Source organism: Dongia sp., from assembly GCF_041910485.1.
GTDB lineage: Bacteria > Pseudomonadota > Alphaproteobacteria > Dongiales > Dongiaceae > Dongia.
The window spans coordinates 48990-69052 of record NZ_JAYRQR010000044.1 but is presented as its reverse complement, the minus strand read 5'-3'; the positions used below and the strand labels follow the sequence as shown (position 1 = coordinate 69052).

The window sequence follows — 20063 nt, the reverse complement described above, 5'->3', positions numbered from 1 at the left end:
ATGTTCGGCAAACGCAATACTCCCATCGGTACACCAGGCGACAAACCGTCGCCGCGGACCGATGTTGCCGAGAAACCGGCGCAACTTCCGGTCGCCACGGCCACCTCATCGGCCGGCGCAGTCAATGTTGCTCCGAACACCCGTTCGGCGGAAATGGACCATCGCCTCAGTGAAGTGAAGATCAGCGTCTTCAACGACCTGATGGCGACTGTCGATCTCGGTGAATTCGCCAAGCTCGATCACAAGGCCGTCCGCGAGGCGATCAGTGAGATCGTCGGCGAAATCATCAATATGCGGAACCTGATGCTCTCGGCTGCGGAGCAACAGACGCTGATCACGGATATCTGCAACGATATTCTCGGTTTGGGCCCACTGGAGCCGTTGCTGGCGCGCGATGATATCGCGGACATCATGGTCAACGGCTACGACAAGGTCTATATCGAGACAAACGGCATTATCCAGCTGACCGATGTCAAGTTCCGCGACAATCAGCAGCTGATGAATATCTGCCAGCGCATCGTGCAGGCGGTGGGCCGCCGCGTTGATGAATCAAGTCCAATTTGCGACGCGCGATTGCAGGACGGTTCGCGCGTCAACGTCATTGCGCCGCCGCTCGCCATCGACGGCCCTGCATTGACCATCCGAAAATTCAAGCGCGACCGCCTGACGCTCGACAAGCTGGTGAAGTTCGGGACCATTACGCCGGCTGGTGGCCGCCTGCTCGAGATTATCGGGCATTGCCGATTGAACGTCATCATCTCGGGCGGTACCGGTTCGGGTAAGACGACGCTCCTCAACTGTCTTACCAACTATATCGACCGCAATGAGCGCGTCATCACTTGCGAAGACGCGGCGGAGCTCCAATTGCAGCAGCCGCACGTGGTTCGCTTGGAAACCCGTCCGCCAAACCTTGAAGGTGTCGGCCAGGTAACGATGCGCGATCTCGTTCGCAATTGCTTGCGTATGCGGCCCGAGCGCATCATCGTCGGCGAAGTCCGCGGACCAGAGGCGTTCGATCTGCTGCAGGCCATGAATACCGGCCACGATGGTTCCATGGGCACCATTCACGCCAACAACCCGCGCGAATGCATCTCGCGTATCGAGAATATGATCGCGATGGGCGGGTACACTCTGCCTGCCAAGACAGTACGCGAACAGATTGCCGGTGCCGTCAACGTCATTGTCCAGGCTTCACGCTTACGAGATGGATCCCGCAAGATCACGCATGTCAGCGAGATCGTCGGCATGGAAGGTGATGTCGTGACCTTGCAGGATCTCTTTATATACGAAGTTCAAGGTGAAGATGCGCAGGGGCGCATCGTCGGTCGGCACCGGTCGACCGGTCTACGTCCCGCCTTCTACGAGCGCGTGCGCTATTTCGGCAAGGAGCGCGAGCTGGCGGACGTCATGGAGGAGAGCAGTGTCTAGCCAGATGGCCGCATTGCTCCCGCAGATTCTGTTGCTCGCATTGACAGCGGGCGTGGCGTTGGTCCTGATTCTTGCGGCTGTCATTGCGGTTCTGCGGGTTCCGCGCGCGCGGCTGGAAAGGCGGATTGCCGCCGTCGTGGGCGATGGGGCCGCTGGCGCCCGCATTGCGAAGGCTGATGGAAAAGAGCAGCAGCTTTCCGGGCGTAAAAAGCAGGTTGCCGCGAAGCTGAAAGAGGCAGAAGAGCTCAGCCAGCAACGGCGGGGTGCGCGTCTGCGGCAGGCCTTGGTTCATGCCGGTCTGCAGATAACACCGCAGCAGTTCATGCTGCTTTCCTTGATACCAGGCCTACTCTGCGTTCTATTGGCCTGGGCGCTCGGAGCGACGCCGCTCTTATGGCTCGTAGCGCTGCCGATCGGACTCTTCGGCATCCCAAAGCTCGTTTTGTCATGGTTGAAGAAGCGCCGGATCCAGCAGTTTACCTCGTATTTTGCCGACGCAATCGACATCATTGTTCGCGGTGTCCGATCGGGCCTGACGGTCGGGGAATGTTTGAACATCGTGGCGCGCGAGTTACCTGCGCCGATCGGACCCGAATTCACTCTGGTCAACGAAGGTATCAAGCTTGGCATGACGACGGCCGAGGTGCTTCAGCGCATGTCCGATCGTGTACCGACCCCGGAAGTGCGCTTTTTCACCATCGTGTTGATAACCCAGCAGTCGACCGGCGGTAACCTTGCCGAAACACTGGCGAAACTCTCTGATGTCCTGCGTTCCCGTAAGAGGATGCGCGACAAGGTGACCGCCATGTCGAGCGAAGCCAAGGCGTCGGCTGCCATCATCGGCTCTCTGCCTTTCATCTTGAGCGGCGCGCTCGCGGTCCTGCAGCCGCATATCATCAGCCTGCTTTTCACGACGGATGTCGGCAATCTGTGGATCGGCATCGGCATCGTGATGATGATCATTGGCAGTCTGGTCATGCGCCAGATGATCCATTTCGATATCTGAGGGCGCCATGCAAGGGATCGAACTGGGTCTCAATCTACCCTCATTGATCATCGTCATCTCGTTCGTCGCGGCCTTCGCTTCTGTATTGGCCGTAGCGCTACCTTTCATCACACGCGATAGCTTTTCCAATCGATTGAAGGCTGTGGCGGCAAAGCGCGAGGAATTGCGCGTCAAGCAGCAGGAGCAGTTCCAGCAGCGCAAGCGCTTGATGCCGGGTAAGCATGAAGGCGCCATGCGAGCCGTCATCAATCTGTTCAAGATGGACAATCTGCTGAAGGCCAAAGAGCTGCGTCTCCAATTGACGCAAGCCGGTTGGCGGCACCCGTCGACGCCGACGCGTTTCATCTTTGCGCGCATTGCGGGGCCGATTGTTCTTCTCATCGGCGGCTATCTCTACGTCAGCGTGGCGATGCCGAAGAGCTCAACCGAGATGCATATCGCGATTTCTTTATTCGCCGCGGCTTTCGGATATTTCGCACCCAACCTGTGGCTGAAGAACACGATCCAGAAGCGTCAAGCCGCCTTGCGGAGGGCATTTCCAGACACGCTTGATCTGATGGTGATTTGCGTCGAAGCAGGCATGTCGATCGAGGCCGCTTTCCAGAAAGTCACCGAAGAAATGGCGGAAAGCGCGCCTGAATTGGCCGAGGAGATAGGCATCACGGCGGCCGAGTTGGCGTTTCTCGGTGACAGGCGGCTGGCGTTCGAAAATCTGGCGACGCGCACCGGCATGCGCAACTTCAAGTCACTGTCGACGACGCTCGTTCAGGCCGAGAAGTACGGTACGCCGATCGCGGTCGGCCTGCGCACGATCGCTCAGGAAAACCGCGACGAACGAATGATGGCGGCAGAAAAGAAGGCCGCTGCATTGCCGGCGAAGCTCACCGTGCCGATGATCATGTTCTTTTTGCCGGTTCTGTTTATCGTCATCATCGTGCCGATCGTCATCAAGGTTTCGTCAACCTTCAAGTGACGGCCTGGGTTAAGTCCACTTCAGTCGCCGCCGGCCAAGTACTGGTAGTAGGCTGAATTTTCGTCCGCCATTTCCTTGGGCAGATCCTTCCGGGCAAGCCGCTCGGCCCCGGCCGTGTCACCACGCAGGGCGAGCAAAAGGGCGAGATTCTGACGTACTTGGGGTGAGGCGCTGACCTGATCGACCGCCTGTCCCAAGGTCTCAATGGCGCCATCAAGATCGCCCGACTGCGCTTGAGACAAAGCAAGATTGTTGAGCACTTCCGGATTGCGTGGTGATAGCAGCAGCGCCTGGGTGTAAACCTCCCGCGCGCGGGCGAAATCATTCTGATAATCGTACGCCACGCCAAGGGCCGAAAAAGCATCCCAGGTCGCGCCAGGCGTCGCCGTGACTTCCTGCAGAATGGGAATGGCAAGATTCATCTTGTCACTGGCGATGTAAGACTTGCCCAGCTCGGTCAGAAGCTGTGGGGTCTTGCCATGCTTGGCGATGAGCGAGTTGAGGATATCGATGTCCTGGGGCGTGCTGCCGGCAAAGCGAAGGTTGCGCACCAGGGCCAGAGCCAGGTCCAGATTGTCCGGGTCGCGCGTCAGCAGCGACTGATAGTGCTGGGCAGCTTCCAGGTAATTGTTCTGCGCCTCTGCCTGCAGGGCCGCCATCTTGATCTGAGGATCGAGCTGCGACGGTTTGGCCGCCGCCGGGGCCGATGTCCCATCGGCCGACTTAGCTGTATCGCTGGTCCCGGGAAGGCCATTGCAGGCGGCAAGCACGCTGGCGAGGCAGGCGACCAAGGCAAGCTTGGACATTGTCCGATTGGCCCTGCCGGCAAGTGCAAACTCGATTGAAGACATAACCGACCCCTGATCCAGTGCTAGCTAAGAAGTTTCTCACAAATCCGTGCTAAATCCTAGTATTACATGGGGAATTTAATTGAGCGTTAAGATGAAAGGCGCTAGCATACCGATACCAATGACGATAGGGGCTTTTAATGCGACGCGCGCTCGTGCTGGCGACCTTCACAGCGCTTACTCTGGCGCTTGTTGGTGTCGGATCAAAGTTTGCAACGGCGAATGATGCCGTTCAGGTCACATGGCGGAAAGCCCAGATCATGTCCTTTGGTCCTGGTGTCAGCGGGATCATTATCGGCGATCCGTCGGTCATTGATGTCACGCTCGAAGGGTCGGGGCAGATCGTCGTATTCGGCAAGGTTCCCGGTGAAACCAACATGATGGTTTTGGGAGCGGACAATTCCGTTTTGTTCGATGCGCCTATCGTCGTCATGCCCGAAGATGACCGTCACGTCTCCATCATCTCGCCCGGTGATGCGGTGGTAACGGAGCGCAGTTGGAATTGCCTGTCACGCTGTGTCCAGGTATTGGGTCCGGGCAGCATCCGATATTCATCCGTGCGTCCGGCGGGCGGTGGGTCGAGTGCGGCGCCAGGGGCTGATGCCGGTGCCGGAGGTGCCAGTGGTGATGCCTCCGCTGCTGCAGCCGCTGCTGCAGGCCAAACCGCTCAGGATGTCAGCAATATGAATAAAGCGACGTCTCAAGGCGCTGGCGGTGTCGCCGGTCAGACGGGGTTGGTCGCGCCTTACTGACGCCGCCTGCTTTCCTTTTGTTTTGCGAGTATCGGCACGTTGGGCAGAATCTTAGGCTGCCCTTCTATTTGCGTTGAATTGCACCCAACGTGCATCGCTACTTGGAGAGCCGCAGAACCGAGAGGCTTGCCGCAATTTTCTTGAACGCGGTCTGCAGAGCAGCTGCGTCATTGGCCTGATAGTAGTAAGGCGCATTGGGTTCGGTTGCGACCGACTGAAGCAAGGTCTTCAGGGTGTCGCTTGGCTCGTCATATTGCACGACATAGATCTTTACCCCTTTGGCCGGATCTGCGCCCTTGATGTTGGCGGCCAGCTTCTTCAGACGATTGTTGAGGTTGTTGTTCACGCCGGTCGAGATTATGCCGTGCTTATTTGTCGTGCCCGCGCCATTGTCGGGGCCGAACACACCTTTATAGGCGTCACCATTCTCACCCGTGATCTGGCCGTCGGTCAGAAGGACAATCGCCTGGGTACGAGTGAAGGGCGTGGACGCCTTGGCTTCATCGAACGGTGCGCCGGACATCAGCACTTCCCAAGCCCAAAAGAGGCCTTGTGGTGCGTTGGTGTTACCGTTGGGTTTTGAGTTCGGTGGATTGTAGAGATCGTTGATGGCATCCAAGACCAATTGCTTGCTGGTTGCATCCGTAACCGGATGTAAGGGTAAAATGCCGTGCGTCAAACTTGGCGTGCAGTCATTGCTCGACGCGCTGCCCTGGGTTGGATTGGCCGTTACCCAATAGGCGGGTTGCACCGGAATGCTTGGCGGATTCCCATTGTCAGCAGGGTTCCAAGGGCGATTGGGTTCAGCCACATTGTCATTCCAATAGGCTTGGCTGCAGTTCTTGGCCGTATTCTTCCACGATCCATAGGTATTGTAAGTGTTGTCATTGGGGTAATTGCCCGTATTGACAGGCTCGCCCTCCTGCGGCGGGATCGGCTCGAAGGCAAGCCAATCCTTGTTGCCGAAGCGGCCGTAACCCAGCTTCAGGTCCGCATCATTGCTTTCATTGTTGGGCGTTGCCGGACTTGTACGATAGTCGTCGATGTAGCGGGCATAGACGCTACCTGTCCATCCAGCAGGTGGATTGTCTAAAAGCCGCACGGGAGAGACATTGGTAACATAGACCTTGTCCTGCAGAACACCGGTCACTGGATTGTTGAACGGGGGGAAGACCGTCAGTGCAGTCGTCTTGGTTCGATCGAAAGTCTGATTGTTGACTTTCTTGTTCAAGATGACATTGACCTTCGCATTCCACGGCACCATGCCTATATTGAGCAGATCCCAATTGACTCCGTTGATGGTCACAGTCTTCGAGTTTGGATCGCTGTAGAGCGTTTCAACCAGGGTCTTTGCCGCGGTTTCCGCCGCTTCTATCTTCGTGCATGGCGAGCACATCGATCCCGACATGTCGATGGCAATAACGACATCAAGCCCATTCAGGCCGCGCACAGCGGTCGCCGATGCGCCAACGGTGATGGTTGAAAAGCCGAGGACAGACATCAGAGTTGAATCGATCGTTGCTTTGGCGCTGACCTCTACCGTGTTGCTATTGGCGTCGAGCGTGATGTGGGGGCCGTCGAGTATCGCATCCAGCTGTTCGGCCGGGAAATTCGCGTTGAAGAACATATTGATATCGGCCTCGACATTGTCCGAGCCGAGTGACTTCGCGCCGGCAAGAGCGGCCGCATCGAGAGCCTGTGACAGCCGCGCCTTCATCATGTAGCCACGCGCAGTGTCGACTGCCATGCCGGCGCAACCGATGAAGACAGTCAGGGCTATGCCAACCCAGACGGCCACGACACCGCGCTCATCATTCACGAATCTATTCGCCAATGACATTCGCCCTGCCGACTTAATAGGTGTTTTCTTCGCCATCTTATTCCCTCACCTCAGTCAGGCGTGTCGGTTAGGTTGGTAAATCGCGGTCGCGTAAATGACTGCGTATAAAGTGTCTGCTCGTCGTAAATGATGTTCCCGAAGAGCGGCTCGTATTTGAATATGATCTCAGCCGCGATGATGTTCTCACCTTCGCGAATGACAAGGCCGCCAGGCAGGGTCGGCGTGCCGCCAGTCTCGCCAATCTTGCTTTGAGCTGGAAAGTCGCCGGGGCTTATGACCTGCCATGCGATCTTCTCTGCAGTGCCCGTCGGATTGGAGAGCGAAGTAATGATGACCCGGCCGTTTGTCGACAGATCATAAGGTTCCATCAACCCATACGCGGCTTGGAAGAGGTCGTCGATCTTAGCCTGTTCGTTGCCAAGCGCAGGGTCGATCTGTGCCACCAGATCAGCCATCGAGGCGGACGCGCGCTCCATTTTCTGTCCGATCAGGAGGTATCGCGGCACCTCGAATGTCCCGAGGAAAAGTGTCGAAAAGAAAAGGAGGAATAGCGCCATTTCGACCGCGACGGAGCCACGCTCTTGATGGGAGCGAAGCGGAAGCATTCTGCGAAGGGAGAGAGCGGACATTGACCAGCGCTCAACTACCGGATCCACCGCCCGAACTGGGCTGTGAATAGAGGTTCGGCTCATTGCGCACGACGATGGTGGCGCGAAGCGGCAAGGTCCCGTCTTTTGATGCGATCAAAAGTGGAACGATGGGGGTCATGATGTGCCACGGCACTTCGACGGAATAGGAGACGACCTCGCCGCCCATGCCGGCGCCTTCCTTGCCGATGTCCTCGTCCCAGACGCCGTCAGCATCCAGGTCCGTGAAGGTCTCTACACAGCCTGTACTCGGATCGTCATATTTGTCGTTGTGGCAGGGATTGGGATCGTCCGGGTCGCCGGGAGCGCTGTCGACAAAAGGTTCCGGCTGCCCGACGCCCGAAAAACTCGGGTAGGTCTTTACGGTGAAAGTCGCTTCATCAAAATCGACCAGACCGATGGTGTGTTCTTTCAATATGGCGCGGATCTTCTCTTGGCGACTTAGATCACTGGGTTGCTGGCCGGTGATGCCGTAGCGCGACGCTTCCTTCAGCCCGCCTTCAAGCGTTGTCAGGGTCGCCATTATCAACCCGATTTCGATGCTCCCGAAGGTCATCAGCAGCAGCACTGGAAAAACGAAGGCGAACTCGATCGCAGCGACGCCGCGATCATCAGCGCCAAAGCCACGCCGAAAGCGGGCCACAAGGGGCCGAATTTTATGCATGTTGAGGGCAAACCGCATGGCGGCACACTCAGTTCATTTTCTCGATGACAGCATGGAATATTAAAAGAAAGTGCGATCTCGAATTTATTCCATGACTCGTTAAAAATACGCTCACGCTGATCGAAGTCCAGCGAGAGTGTCAGCAGAACGTATGTGCCTGCATCATGATGTGAGGAGTGTGCGGCTTTTTAGGTGTATTGCACGCTATTGGCGTGCTTTCTCGATCCAGCTGCCGCTTTCATCCTGCTGGTAGTAGACCAGTTGCTGGCCCGCCGCCTTGAAGTCGCGCCATTGCGTCCGGGTGGCGGCGACGGCCGTCTCGTCCTGGCCGTCAAAGAGGATGCAAGCCATGTCGAAACCGGCGCTGCCGAGATCGGGTGCCTTGGGCGGCTCCGCGCCGTCGCATAGCAGCAGGATCTTGGCCTTGTTCGGGTTCTCGAAGGCGGCGGTCAGGTAGATCGGCTGCTCGGCAGCATTGCCGTCCTTTGCCGATCCATGTGGCAGAAAGCTTGCCGGGTCGAACGTCCACAGATGCGCATTGAGGGCTTCGACCCTCTCGGTCGAGCCGGCAAGGATGACGGCCCGGTCCTGTCGGTCGATGATGCGGCGGAGGAGGCGGGTGAGCGCCTCCTCCAGTCGCGATTTGGTCAGGTGATAGAAGCGGATCTCCGCCATCGGCGGCGACGCTTACTTGTCTTCGTATTCGCGGGCCACCAACTGCTCCAGAAGGCGCACGCCAAAGGCCGTGGCGCCCTTCGGTGTCGTCGGCTTGTCCTTCTCGCTCCAGGTGACACCGGCGATGTCGAGATGCGCCCAGGGCGTCCCCTTCTGAATGAACCGCTGCAGGAACTGAGCCGCCGTGATCGAGCCGCCGTAGCGGCCGCCGATGTTCTTCATGTCGGCAGCAGGTGAGTCGATGAGGCGGTCATAGGAGGGGGCAAGCGGCATACGCCACAGCAATTCGCCGGTCGCCTTGCCGGCTGCGACCAGCTGATCGGACAGCGTATCGTCATTCGAGAAGAGGCCGGCATGGTCGGTTCCGAGGGCGACCATGATGGCGCCGGTGAGTGTCGCAAGGTCGACGATCGCCTTGGGGCGGAAGTTCTCCTGCGCGTACCATAGGGCATCAGCCAGGACCAGGCGGCCTTCGGCATCGGTATTGAGGACCTCGATGGTCTGGCCCGACATGGAGGTGACGATGTCGCCCGGGCGCTGCGCGGTGCCGGACGGCATGTTCTCAACCAAGCCGATGACGCCGACCGCGTTCACCTTGGCCTTGCGCGCGGCGAGGGCACGCATGAGACCGATGACGACACCGGAGCCGCCCATGTCCCATTTCATGTCTTCCATGCCGGCAGCCGGCTTGATGGAAATGCCGCCCGTGTCGAACGTGACGCCCTTGCCCACGAAGCAGATCGGTTTGGCCTTTGAGTCCGAGGCGCCGTTCCACTGCATGGTGACGAGCTGGCTTTCGCGTTCCGAGCCCTGGCCGACACCGAGGAGGGCGCCCATGCCAAGCTTCTTCATTTCCTTCTCGCCCAGCACCTCGATCTTGACGCCGAGCTCGGCGAGCGTTGCCGCTTCCTTGGCGAGGGTCGCCGGATAGATGACGTTCGCTGGCTCGGACACCAGATTGCGCGTCATCATCACCGAGTCAGCAATCTTGTCGAGCGGATCGAATGCCTTCTTGGCCGCGTTGGGATCGCCGAGCGTTATGGTGAGCTTCTTCAGGGTGGGCTTGTGTTCGGGCTTTTCCTTGGTCCGGTACTTGTCGAAACGATAGGCGCGCAGCCGGGCACCGGTCGCGAGCCGCGCCGCAATCTCCGCCTCGTTGAGCGGGCAGCCGGCCAGGGCTTCGACGGCAATAGTCGCCTCTCTTTCGCCGGCGCCATTGAGGGCGGCAATCAGCCGGCCGCCGATGGCCTCCACGGCAAAGCCATCGAGTTTCGCCGGATTGCCGAGACCGGCAAGGATCAGGCGACTCACCTCCAATCCCTGGGGCGCCAAGATCAACAATTGTTCATCGTGGCCGCCCTTGAACCGGCTGGCATTCAGGCTGCGGGAGATGGCCCCCTTGGTCGCCTTTTCCGCTTGGGTTGCGGCAGCCGTCAGCTTGCGACCTTCCATCACGCCGACGATATAGGCGCCCTGCGTCGGCACTTCGGGCTTCGCAAACGTGACCTTCATCTTGATTTCTCCTGCTTTTTCGCGTGTTTCCAGTGCTTCCGCGCAGGCTGGCGCGGGGCCTGGTTGCTGGTCCGGAATAGTCTGGGTGCGACACGTCGGACCCGCGATTTGGGCGAGTCGGCGGCTGCTGTGACGTGAAGCCTTAGCATAAACGGAATTGCCTCGCCAAGGCTGGCAAAACCTTGGCAATATGCGCCAACCTACTGAAAAAAGTGGACGAATGGGCGCGGCATGCTACTTTAGCGGCCTGTTTTCCCGGCCGAACAAGAGCCGGGGCAAAGACCATGCAGCAGGGGCGTTTGGGGGTAGAGACTTTGGCGCGGTTTGATTTGTTGGGTTCGGCCCTGGGTGCTGTCCTCTTCGGTCTCCTTGTGACCGTTGGGGTTTCAAGCCCTGCCAAAGCGGACGGTACGGTTCACTTGGTGGCGGACGAAGTCGGCTACGACGAGGATTTCGGCATTTATGTCGCGCGCGGTCATGTTGAGGCGCAGCGCGGTGACAAGATCATCATGGCCGATACCCTGACCTATAACGAGCGTTCAAAGACGGTCACTGCCAACGGCAATGTCGCCATGCTGATGCCGAACGGCGATACGATGTTCGGCAATTACGCGGATGTCAGTGAGGACTTCAACGACGGCATCGTTCAGGAGTTCAAGGCGCTCTTCAAGGATCAGTCGCGTCTCGCCGCCCAATCCGCTCAGCGTATCGGCGGCAACAAGATGGTGCTCAAGAACGCCGTCTATACGCCCTGCTTGCCTTGTCGGACCGACCCCAGCCGCCAGCCGATCTGGCAGGTCAAGGCGCGCGACGTTATCCAGGACGACACCGCCCAGACCATCACGTATCACAATGCGTGGATGGAAATGTGGGGGCTGCCGATGTTCTGGACGCCCTATTTCCAGCATCCGGCGCCAGGTGTCGAGCGAATGACGGGTTTGCTGGAGCCGCGCTTTTCAGTGTCGTCGGGGCGAGCCGGCTATCAGTACGCTCAGCCCTATTTCATTGCGCTCGGCCCGGACAAGGATATCACTCTGACGCCGATCGTTCGCATCGGCGGTGATCCCGATCCGGCGGGTGCCGTTGGCGACATCGAATATCGCCAACATGTGCGTGAAGGGGCGTTCCGTCTGGAACTCTCGGGGACGCAAGAAGATCGCTTCGGGAATGAAGACAGCGCGATCGTCAAGCACAATGAATTGCGCGGCCATATCGAGGGCGATGGCCTCTTTGAGATCAATCGCGACTGGCGCTGGGGTTTCACCAACAAACTCGCCTTGGATAAGTCGTATCTGCGCCAATACCATTTCGGTTCGCCGGATTGGCTGGAGAACCAATTGTGGGCGGAAGGCTTCTTTGGCCGTTCCTATTTTGATGCGCGTGCGATGGGCTTCCAGTCCACCGACAAGGATTTTGACTCCGACAATGCGCCGATGGTTCTGCCTTCGATCAACTATAATTACGTTGGTGAGCCCGGCCAGTATGGTGCCTATTGGGGGCTCAACCTCAACACGCGAAACATCATTCGCGAAGATGATCGTGACTCGCTGCGATTCTCGGTGAGCCCGTCCTGGACGCTTCCCTATACCAGTTCGATCGGCGACATTTACGAATTGAAGCTGGCCGTTCAAAGCGACCTCTATGTCGTCAACGATGTCGACCGTCATTCCGATTCTGTAACCGGTGGCGGCACTGATGGTGTTGCCGGCCGCTTCTTTCCTGAAGCCAGCCTCAAGTGGCGCTATCCCTTCGTGCGGCCGGGCGAAACCATTACCCAGGTCTTCCAGCCGATTGCGCAGCTCGTCCTTGCGCCGGATTGCTGCAATACCGGCAAGATTCCCAACGACGACAGCCGCGCCTTCGAATGGGATGATACAAAAGTCTTCGACGTGGATCGCTTCTCCGGTCTCGACCGGGTGGATTCGGGTTCGCGCTTCAATTACGGCGTCGAATGGACCGGCTATTTCCCGGAAGGCGGCTATGCCGACGTATTCCTGGGGCAGAGCTTGCGGTTCTGGAACGATGGCGACGAATTGCGCGATGGCAGTGGCATCGACGATGATCTTTCCGATCTTGTGGGCCGAATTGCGGTTGTCCCGACCGACTGGCTCGACGTCAACTATCGCTTCCGCCTCGATGTCGAGGATTTCGACGTGAATCGCCAGGATCTCGGCATTTCGGCCGGCCCGGAGGAACTGCGTCTCGACTTGCACTACATTCAGCTGGAAAATGACGTAGACGGTGGCAAGGAAGAACAGATCAGCGCCGGCGTCCGCGCCAAGCTCGGTGAGTATTGGACGATTGGCACCAGCGGCACCTACGATATCCACGATACCGAGCTACTCGCCGTCGGTGGCCTGCTCGAATATCAGGATGAATGCTTCGGCATGCTCCTCAATGCTTCATATGCGCCCGAGAGCGATGAAGAGGATACCAGTGGTGACTTTACCGCGATGGTTCAGTTCCGCTTCACCAATCTCGGCAATATCGGTTCTAACTTCTAACGGCTCTGCTGCGCGCGGCCGGTGCTTGGGGTAAAGATTTGATGGCGACGTTTTCAACCAAGATCCGCGCAATGTCGATTGCGGCGTTTTGTGTGGCAGGACTTTTGAGCCTCTTCGCGCCGCATGCCAACGCGCAGGGCGATTTGAAAATTGTGGCGGTTGTCAATGAAGACGTAATCACCGAACTCGACCTCTTCGTGCGCATGCGCTTGGCGATGGTCTCGGCGAAACTCAATGACACGCCGGAAACGCGCCAGCGTCTCTTGCCGACCTTGCTACGCACCATGATCGACGAGAAGCTCAAGTCGCAGGAAGCCAAGCGGCAGAACATTCCCGTTTCAACATCCGAGGTTCAGCGGCGTATCGATGAACTGGCCAAGCGCAACGGTATGACGACCGAGCAATTGTCGCAGACGCTGCAGCAGAACGGCATCTTCATTGACGTGCTGGCGGAACAGATCAGAACCGACTTGTCCTGGGCACGTCTGGTGCAGCGACGGTTGCGTTCGCAGGTGAAGATTTCCGATGAAGAGATCGACCAGTCGTTGGCGGCGATGCAGGCGGCGCAGGGGCAGACAGAGTATCGCCTGTTGCAGATCTTCTTGTCTTCCGGCAGCGGCGATGAAGCCAGTATCCAGCAATCGGCGCAGCGGCTCAAAGAGCAACTCGACCAAGGCGCCGATTTCAGCGCCCTGGCGACGGAGTTTTCGCAGGACCAGGGAGCCATTCGCGGGGGTGATTGGGGCTGGATGCGGCTCGATATGATGGATCCGCCGGTTGCCCAAGTCGTGCAGACCTTGCCGCCCAACCAAGCCAGCCAACCGATCCGCGGCGCGGGTGGATATTACATCGTAGAGGTGAGGGCGACCCGGACCATCGATGCGCGGACCGTTTCAGCCGGTACTGTGGAGATAGACCAAATTCTGTGGGGCCTGCCCACCAATGCCGCCGAGTCCGAGATCAACAAAGCGATTTCGCAAGCCAACACGTTGATCCCGCGGATCCAGTCATGCGGTGACATGAACACAGTCGCTGCCGATGCCAAACCGGCAGTCTATCGAAGCCTCGGCAATGTCCTCGTCAATGACCTGCCACCCGAAGTTCAGCCTTATGCGCTTAACCAGCCGATTGGCGAGCCTTCGCCGCCCATCCGGACCAACCGCGGCATCGGCATTTTTACCGTGTGCAGTCGCAGTTCCGGCGACGATTCCTCTCTGTCGCGGGTGAGCGTCGCGGATCGGTTGGGGCGCCAGCGCCTGGATACCCTGGCGCGCGGCTATCTGTCGGATTTGCGCCGAGCTGCGGTCATCGACATCCGCCTATGACCGGCGGCGATCCAACTGACGGCGGGGACAAAGCGCGGGCCCTGCCGCTGCCGCCTTTGCGCGAGGTCATTGCCAAGCATGGTCTCAGCGCCAACCGGGCGCTGGGGCAGAACTTTTTGTTCGACCTCAATCTCACAGGCCGTATCGCGCGTGCCGCGGCACCTCTCGATGTCGGCACGGTCATCGAGATTGGCCCAGGGCCTGGCGGTCTGACGCGTGCGCTGCTCGATCACGGCGCCCGCAAGGTCATCGTCATCGAGCGCGACCGTCGCTTCTTGCCGGTGCTGGCTGAGATCGATGCTGCCTATCCAGGTCGACTGTCGGTGATTGAAGGCGATGCACTCAAGGTCGATGCTGCCAAGCTCGGTGACGGGCCCCGGCGGATCGTCGCCAATTTGCCCTACAACGTCGCGACCCCCTTGCTGATGGCATGGCTTGAGGCCGGAACGACTTTCGCCAGCCTCACCTTGATGTTTCAGAAGGAAGTGGCGGATCGCCTGCTGGCCAAGCCGCGCACCAAGGATTATGGACGGCTCAGCATCGCGGCCCAGTGGCGAGCAGATGTGAAGCGCCTGTTCGACGTGCCGCCGCGCGCCTTCACACCGCCCCCCAAGGTCACATCGACCGTCGTGCAATTGGTGCCTCGGGCCGAGCCGCTCTATCCGGCCGACGGCAAGGTGCTGGAGAAAGTGACGGCGGCCGCTTTCGGTCAGCGGCGCAAGATGCTGCGGCAATCTTTGCGCCAGGTCTCACCACAGGCCGAGGAAATCCTGGTGGAAGTCGGCATCGCACCGACTGCCCGCGGCGAGGAGCTGTCGATCGAGCAATTCTGCGCGCTGGCCCGGGCTTTCAAGGCGCGACGCGGTCCTACTGCCCCTCTCTGAGGCCCTTCACGAAGTCGGTCAGGCCCACCTGGCGTTGCCGGCGCAGGCGTTCGGCACGCAGGATCGCGCGCACGCTTTCAACGCTCGAATCAACGTCATGGTTGACGACGATATAATCGTATTCGGCCCAATGGCTCATCTCGTCGGCGGCCTTGGCCATGCGCTTGGCGACAACTTCGGCACTATCCTGTGCGCGGGTGTGTAGGCGTCGTTCCAGTTCGCGCGTCGAGGGCGGCAGAATGAAGATGCTGACCAGATCCTCGCGCGCGTTATGTGCCAATTGCTGTGTGCCTTGCCAATCAATATCGAACAGAATATCGCGGCCCTGGGCGATCTCACGCGCTACCTGCGCCTTGGGGGTGCCGTAGTAATTGTCGAACACCTTGGCGTATTCCAGAAACTCGCCACGGTTGATCATCAGATTGAATTCGGTCGGATCGACGAAATGGTAGTCAACGCCGGCAGTTTCCCCGGGGCGCTTTTGTCTGGTGGTTGCCGAGATGGACAAGGCCAGTTGCGGCTCCAAATCGAGCAGTCGGCGCGAAATCGTGGTCTTGCCCGCACCTGAAGGCGAGGAAAGGACCAACATCAGGCCGCGGCGGCGAACCTCGACGAAGGCGGATGAACTGGTGGATGCGTGCGACACCTGCCGCCTCTATTCAATGTTCTGGATCTGCTCGCGCAGCTGTTCGATCGCTGCCTTAAGCTCAATGCCCAGGTTGGTCAAGGCCAGATCCGCCGCCTTGGAGCAGAGCGTATTGGCCTCCCGGTTGAATTCCTGACAGAGAAAGTCGAGCTTGCGTCCCACCGCGCCGCCTTTCTTGATAAGGTCGCGCGCCGCTTCGACATGGGCTGCAAGCCTGTCGATCTCCTCTCGCACATCGGCACGGCCGGCGATGATGGCGAGTTCCTGGATCAGGCGGTCGGGATCGACCGGTATGCCTTCCGGCATCAGTTGCTTCAGCTGGTCTTCAAGGCGCAGCCGGATATTGGCGGGTTGCGCGCCTGCGCTGGCCGCAGCTGCGACACGCAGCCGTTCGACTTCATCAAGGTGGGCAAGGACGATGCCGGCAAGGCGTGTCCCTTCCACACGGCGCATAGCGCCCAGTTCCGTCATCGCCTGGCGCAGGCCGATCTCCACCGCCTGCTGGCGTTGTGTGAGCACCTCTTCACTGACCGGTGGCGTTTCCAATTCGAGGACGCCCTTCAGTCCCAGAATGCCATCGATGCTGGGAGGACTGCCGGCGACCTTTCCCTGCATTTCCGCGATCAACGACATGATCTGGTCGAGCGCGCCACGATTGACGGAGAGGCGCCCGCGGGCCGCCGCTTCGTCGACATTGAGATTGACCGTGAGATTGCCCCGCTTCAACAATTCGGCGGCAGTCTGGCGCACGATCCCATCCAATGCCTCGAAACCTTGCGGCACCCGGCAGCGCACGTCCAGCGAGCGGCCGTTGACGGACTTCAGCTCCCAGGTCCATAAAAATTCCCCGACCGCACCGCTTGTGCGGGCGAATCCGGTCATACTGGCAATTGACACAATATCCCCCTTGCAGATCGGCGCTATCATCCCGGATGCTGCGCCGACTGGCAAGCCGCGATGGGCGGAAGAAGGGTGTATGCAGTGTCCGGAATGTACCAATCGATCCTGATTTCCGGGGCCAGCTCCGGCATCGGCAATGCCTTGGCCCGTGCCTATGCCGCTCCCGGGGTTCATCTCTTCCTAGGCGCGCGGCGGATTGAGGCCCTGCACGAGTTGGCCGGTTCGTGCCGTGCGCTTGGTGCCGATGTCTCGGTTGCGGCGATCGATGTGACGGATCGCGCGGCAACCGGCGATTGGGTTGCTGGCGCACATGCGGCGCGGCCGCTTGATCTGGTGGTTGCCAACGCCGGCATCTCTGGCGGCACGCATGGCGGCATCGAGAGCGATGCGCAGGTGCGTGCGATCTTCGCCACCAATGTCGATGGTGTTCTCAATACCGTTCTCCCAGCCATTCCGCTGATGGTGGCGGCTGGTCGAGGACAGATCGGCATCATGGCATCGCTGGCCGGCCAACGCGGTTTTCCCGGCGCGCCGGCCTATTGTGGATCGAAGGCGGCGGTGAAAGTGTGGGGCGAGGGGCTTCGTGGCGCCCTGGCGCCGAGTGGCGTTGGCGTCAGCGTCATCATGCCCGGTTTCGTCAAATCGCCGATGACAGACGTCAACGAATTTCCCATGCCCTTCATGATGCCGGTCGAACGGGCGGTCGCTATCATTCAAAGAGGCTTGGCGCGCAACAAAGCCCGTATCGCCTTTCCCTTGCCGACCGCTTTCGTGGCGTGGCTGCTGGGGTCCCTCTCGCCAGCTTTGACCGATCGGTTGCTGGCGGCGGCGCCGCGCAAAGGCTGACGCGTTGGGGCGGCCGTAGCATCTCTCGACAACGCATCGCTATTTAGATGCGAAGAGGCGCCTCGGTGAACGAGGCGCCTCTCCTATCGTCGATATCGGATCTGCTACAGATTGTCCTGCTCGGCATCACCCGGATTTTCGAAGCCTTTGATTTCGTTTACGCGCTCTGACAGCGCTTCGGCAAAGCTTGGCTCGCTCGGCGTTCCATCTTCGGCGTCACTGGTCGTGCCATCATTGGTTCCACTGTCGTCGGCTTCATCCGGGTCTAGGCTGGAAAAATCATCGCCATACGTGTCCGTCAGCTTGTCGAGGATCTTGCCCACGATTTCCGGCGACATTGGCTTGTTCGTCGCATTCGCCAGCGCCTCCGCAAGATCGTCTAGATCGACGTCAGTCGGCGTGGTGCCTTCGTCGGTCGTCGCCTGTTGCTCAGTATAGTCGTGCAGGAGGTCGCGGAATGTCTGGCTGATTTGTCCAGGTGCTGAGTTGGGCGAGGCGTTGTCGAGGGCGTTCGGCGAGGCGTGGACGAAGCCGTTCAGCTTGCCAAGCGCATTGGCGGCAACGGCGTCGTCATCGGGATCTGTCGTCGCATCGGTGCTCTTGCTGCCGTTGCCGTTCCCGTTGCCATTCCCATTCCCATTCCCACCACCATTTCCGCCACTATGGTCGCTGCCGTGTCCCGCACCATGACCGCCGCCATGTCCGCCGCCGTTCCCACCACCGTTTCCGCCCCCATTGCCACCACCATTGCCGTTCTTCGCATGGGCGACATTGTCAAAGGGCAGGGTCGTCAGGGCGGCGCTGGCCAGGACGAGTGTACTGGCCAGCAGCAGCGTGCGTAGGGTGGATAGGTTGTTGGGAATAACCATGATCTGCTCCGTTTGCTTTGCACGGACCCGTCAGGCGATGACGGCGTGTCGTGAAACCAACGAAGCAAAGAATTCGGTTATTCCGGGGCGCGATCACCCCGAGCCGGACGTCACAGCTTTGTAATAGCTGGCGATTCTTCTTAAATGGGCGTGTGTTTCAGGGCAGGACCCGGGGAACGCGCCGCAGCATGCGGTAATAGAGCGGCTTGTTGTCCGGGGTGGTCAGGGTCATCAGCAGGTCGCCGGGCTGGGCGAGCATGCCCAGCATCAGGCCGGCATTGGTCACGGTATAGAGGCGCCAGGTCTGCGTGCCCTGTGCCGACCAGCCGGTAACCGCAACCGGGGTAATCGACATTACACCGCCGGCCATGCGGTAAGTGTCATACATGGGTGCCTCAGACCAGGCGTCGGCCAGAATCTGGTCGTTCACCGGAACCTTGGGCGGGTCGGCGCGGGTCACCAAGCCGATACGGCCCGTGCCGGTCTGGTCCATCGGGCTGACGATGAACCATTGCCACGGATTGGTGAAGGGGGCCGTCGGCCGGGTCGGCTGGATGAAGGTGGGCGGCAACTGAACCAGCTGCCAGGACCCAATAATCTCGTTGGGCTGGGCGACGTTCATCCGGGCCGGGCTCGGGGGCGTCGGCGTCGCCACGGGGGCTACCGGCTGCACGGGTTCGCTGGCGCCGCCTTCCCACGGCATCAGGGCACCTTGGCAACCAGCCAGCAATGAGGCGCTCATCAGACCCGAGATGAGCAGGCCGCGTACTTTCATGTTCAATCTCCCCCGATCGCAGCCCGCCAATCGGGCCCGGTCCTGTCGCAGTTTAGCCGCCCAAATCCTGGCTGAGAAGCATGGAGCGACCGATTCGTACCCATTGCGGCCAGCAAAAATGCGGCCTGCTGCCAGATTGACGCCCCGGTTCAAGCCCTGGCGGCCCAAAAGGCCGGTCTGGGGCACCAGCTTGTTTTGGTGATCCAGTTCACAGCACCCATGCCAGGCCCGGGCCAAATCACTGTCACGGAGCCTGCCAGAGGCGTTGCGGGGGCGGCCACGGCCTGCAAAGCTAGGGCTCCGCCAAATGCGGGCAGATCGCAAGGAGATCAAGATGGCGCTGACCAAACGAGAATTTCTGCTGGCCCTGCCGGTGGCGGCCCTCATGGCGCAGGCCTTTCCCAGGCAGGTTGCCGCAGCCGGATCGGTGGGCCAAGTGTCGCGGCTTGCTGGTACGGTGACCATTGTCAGGAACGGGATGGATACGGCGGCCGCCATCGGCGCCGAGGTGCTGGTCGATGACCAGATCCGCAGTGGCGCCGACAGTCGGGCCGAGATCACTTTCAGCGACGGATCGATCCTGACGGTCGGCCCCGAAAGCGACATTTCCGTCTCCTATTTTGCCCCGGAAGAAGCCGAATCGAATGCCGTTTTGGACCTTTTTTCGGGTATCGCTCGGCTGACGGTCAACAAAGCGACCGGCTGGGGCCGGTTCGAGGTGCGGACCGCCACGGCAGTTGCTTCAGTCCGCGGCACCGACTACCTGGTCGAAGCGACGGCTGGAAAGAGTGCGGTCTTCGTTGCCGAGGGCCGTGTCGCGGTATCGAGCCGGGCCGGGGCAGGTACGGTGATCCTGCGCGAAGGGCAGGGCGTCGACATCCCTGCCGAAAAAGCGCCGCTGGTCGTCAAACGTTGGGGTGCGAAGCGCCGTGACGAAGCATTGGCCCGCGTCACCTTCTCCTGATCCAC

Annotated in this window: 19 protein-coding genes; 9 read left to right on the top strand and 10 right to left on the bottom strand. The window is 59.8% G+C overall.

All coding sequences use genetic code 11. The features are described 5' to 3' along the window. The 3 genes from ACE3PP_RS14030 to ACE3PP_RS14020 all read left to right on the top strand — a co-directional run bounded on the left by ACE3PP_RS14030 (nt 1) and on the right by ACE3PP_RS14020 (nt 3407). Complete coding sequence (locus tag ACE3PP_RS14030) at nt 1-1428, top strand: CpaF family protein (RefSeq protein WP_374383327.1); 1428 nt, start codon at nt 1-3, stop codon at nt 1426-1428. Nucleotides 1429-1564: 136 nt separating this feature from the next. Then, nucleotides 1565-2434, top strand: coding sequence for a type II secretion system F family protein (locus ACE3PP_RS14025; RefSeq protein WP_374383325.1), 870 nt, complete (start codon nt 1565-1567; stop codon nt 2432-2434). A gap of 7 nt (nt 2435-2441) precedes the next feature. Next, on the top strand, nt 2442-3407 hold the full coding sequence (locus ACE3PP_RS14020; RefSeq protein ID WP_374383323.1) for a type II secretion system F family protein: 966 nt from the start codon (nt 2442-2444) through the stop codon (nt 3405-3407). A gap of 20 nt (nt 3408-3427) precedes the next feature. Here ACE3PP_RS14020 and ACE3PP_RS14015 read toward each other — a convergent pair whose 3' ends face one another. Then, on the bottom strand, nt 3428-4213 hold the full coding sequence (locus ACE3PP_RS14015; protein ID WP_374383321.1) for a tetratricopeptide repeat protein: 786 nt from the start codon (nt 4211-4213) through the stop codon (nt 3428-3430). Between the two features lie 182 nt (nt 4214-4395). On the opposite strand from ACE3PP_RS14015, the gene ACE3PP_RS14010 reads away from it, so the two are divergent. Then, the gene (locus tag ACE3PP_RS14010) at nt 4396-5007 is read left to right on the top strand and encodes a pilus assembly protein N-terminal domain-containing protein (protein WP_374383320.1); all 612 of its coding nucleotides are present in this window, start codon (nt 4396-4398) and stop codon (nt 5005-5007) included. A 97-nt stretch (nt 5008-5104) separates the two neighbouring features. On the opposite strand, the gene ACE3PP_RS14005 is transcribed toward ACE3PP_RS14010, so the two are convergent. From ACE3PP_RS14005 to ACE3PP_RS13985, 5 genes are all read right to left on the bottom strand, one after another. Continuing rightward, entirely contained in the window at nt 5105-6883 is a 1779-nt protein-coding gene (locus ACE3PP_RS14005) for a pilus assembly protein TadG-related protein (protein ID WP_374383318.1), read from the bottom strand. A gap of 14 nt (nt 6884-6897) precedes the next feature. After that, on the bottom strand, nt 6898-7404 hold the full coding sequence (locus tag ACE3PP_RS14000; protein WP_374383316.1) for a hypothetical protein: 507 nt from the start codon (nt 7402-7404) through the stop codon (nt 6898-6900). A gap of 82 nt (nt 7405-7486) precedes the next feature. Further along, entirely contained in the window at nt 7487-8176 is a 690-nt protein-coding gene (locus tag ACE3PP_RS13995; RefSeq protein WP_374383314.1) for a TadE/TadG family type IV pilus assembly protein, read from the bottom strand. A 186-nt stretch (nt 8177-8362) separates the two neighbouring features. Beyond that, the gene (locus ACE3PP_RS13990; protein ID WP_374383312.1) at nt 8363-8833 is read right to left on the bottom strand and encodes a DNA polymerase III subunit chi; all 471 of its coding nucleotides are present in this window, start codon (nt 8831-8833) and stop codon (nt 8363-8365) included. Between the two features lie 12 nt (nt 8834-8845). Then, a complete protein-coding gene (locus tag ACE3PP_RS13985) occupies nt 8846-10345 on the bottom strand; it encodes a leucyl aminopeptidase (protein WP_374383310.1) in 1500 nt (499 codons plus the stop codon). Between the two features lie 314 nt (nt 10346-10659). On the opposite strand from ACE3PP_RS13985, the gene ACE3PP_RS13980 reads away from it, so the two are divergent. The 3 genes from ACE3PP_RS13980 to rsmA are packed head-to-tail and all read left to right on the top strand — an operon-like array spanning nt 10660 to nt 15058. Further along, on the top strand, nt 10660-12849 hold the full coding sequence (locus tag ACE3PP_RS13980; protein WP_374383308.1) for an LPS-assembly protein LptD: 2190 nt from the start codon (nt 10660-10662) through the stop codon (nt 12847-12849). Between the two features lie 41 nt (nt 12850-12890). Beyond that, the gene (locus ACE3PP_RS13975; protein ID WP_374383306.1) at nt 12891-14174 is read left to right on the top strand and encodes a peptidylprolyl isomerase; all 1284 of its coding nucleotides are present in this window, start codon (nt 12891-12893) and stop codon (nt 14172-14174) included. Beyond that, nucleotides 14171-15058 carry a 16S rRNA (adenine(1518)-N(6)/adenine(1519)-N(6))-dimethyltransferase RsmA gene (rsmA, locus tag ACE3PP_RS13970; RefSeq protein WP_374383304.1) on the top strand — a complete coding sequence of 296 codons (888 nt, stop codon included), beginning with the start codon at nt 14171-14173 and terminating at the stop codon, nt 15056-15058. The genes ACE3PP_RS13975 and rsmA overlap by 4 nt, the downstream gene beginning before the upstream one ends. On the opposite strand, the gene gmk is transcribed toward rsmA, so the two are convergent. Together gmk and ACE3PP_RS13960 are read right to left on the bottom strand one after the other, a co-directional pair. Then, nucleotides 15042-15647 carry a guanylate kinase gene (gmk, locus tag ACE3PP_RS13965; protein WP_374383387.1) on the bottom strand — a complete coding sequence of 202 codons (606 nt, stop codon included), beginning with the start codon at nt 15645-15647 and terminating at the stop codon, nt 15042-15044. The genes rsmA and gmk overlap by 17 nt on opposite strands. 66 nt (nt 15648-15713) lie before the next feature. Continuing rightward, complete coding sequence (locus ACE3PP_RS13960) at nt 15714-16601, bottom strand: YicC/YloC family endoribonuclease (protein ID WP_374383302.1); 888 nt, start codon at nt 16599-16601, stop codon at nt 15714-15716. 93 nt (nt 16602-16694) lie between these two features. Between ACE3PP_RS13960 and ACE3PP_RS13955 the strand changes: the two genes are divergently transcribed. Beyond that, nucleotides 16695-17450, top strand: a complete 756-nt coding sequence (locus tag ACE3PP_RS13955) for an SDR family NAD(P)-dependent oxidoreductase (RefSeq protein WP_374383300.1) — start codon at nt 16695-16697, stop codon at nt 17448-17450. A 104-nt stretch (nt 17451-17554) separates the two neighbouring features. On the opposite strand, the gene ACE3PP_RS13950 is transcribed toward ACE3PP_RS13955, so the two are convergent. Further along, complete coding sequence (locus ACE3PP_RS13950; protein WP_374383298.1) at nt 17555-18319, bottom strand: hypothetical protein; 765 nt, start codon at nt 18317-18319, stop codon at nt 17555-17557. 157 nt (nt 18320-18476) lie between these two features. Beyond that, on the bottom strand, nt 18477-19094 hold the full coding sequence (locus tag ACE3PP_RS13945; protein WP_374383296.1) for a hypothetical protein: 618 nt from the start codon (nt 19092-19094) through the stop codon (nt 18477-18479). Between the two features lie 334 nt (nt 19095-19428). Here ACE3PP_RS13945 and ACE3PP_RS13940 point away from each other — a divergent pair, with 334 nt between their 5' ends. Further along, the gene (locus tag ACE3PP_RS13940) at nt 19429-20058 is read left to right on the top strand and encodes a FecR domain-containing protein (protein ID WP_374383294.1); all 630 of its coding nucleotides are present in this window, start codon (nt 19429-19431) and stop codon (nt 20056-20058) included. The last annotated feature ends 5 nt before the right edge of the window (nt 20059-20063 follow it).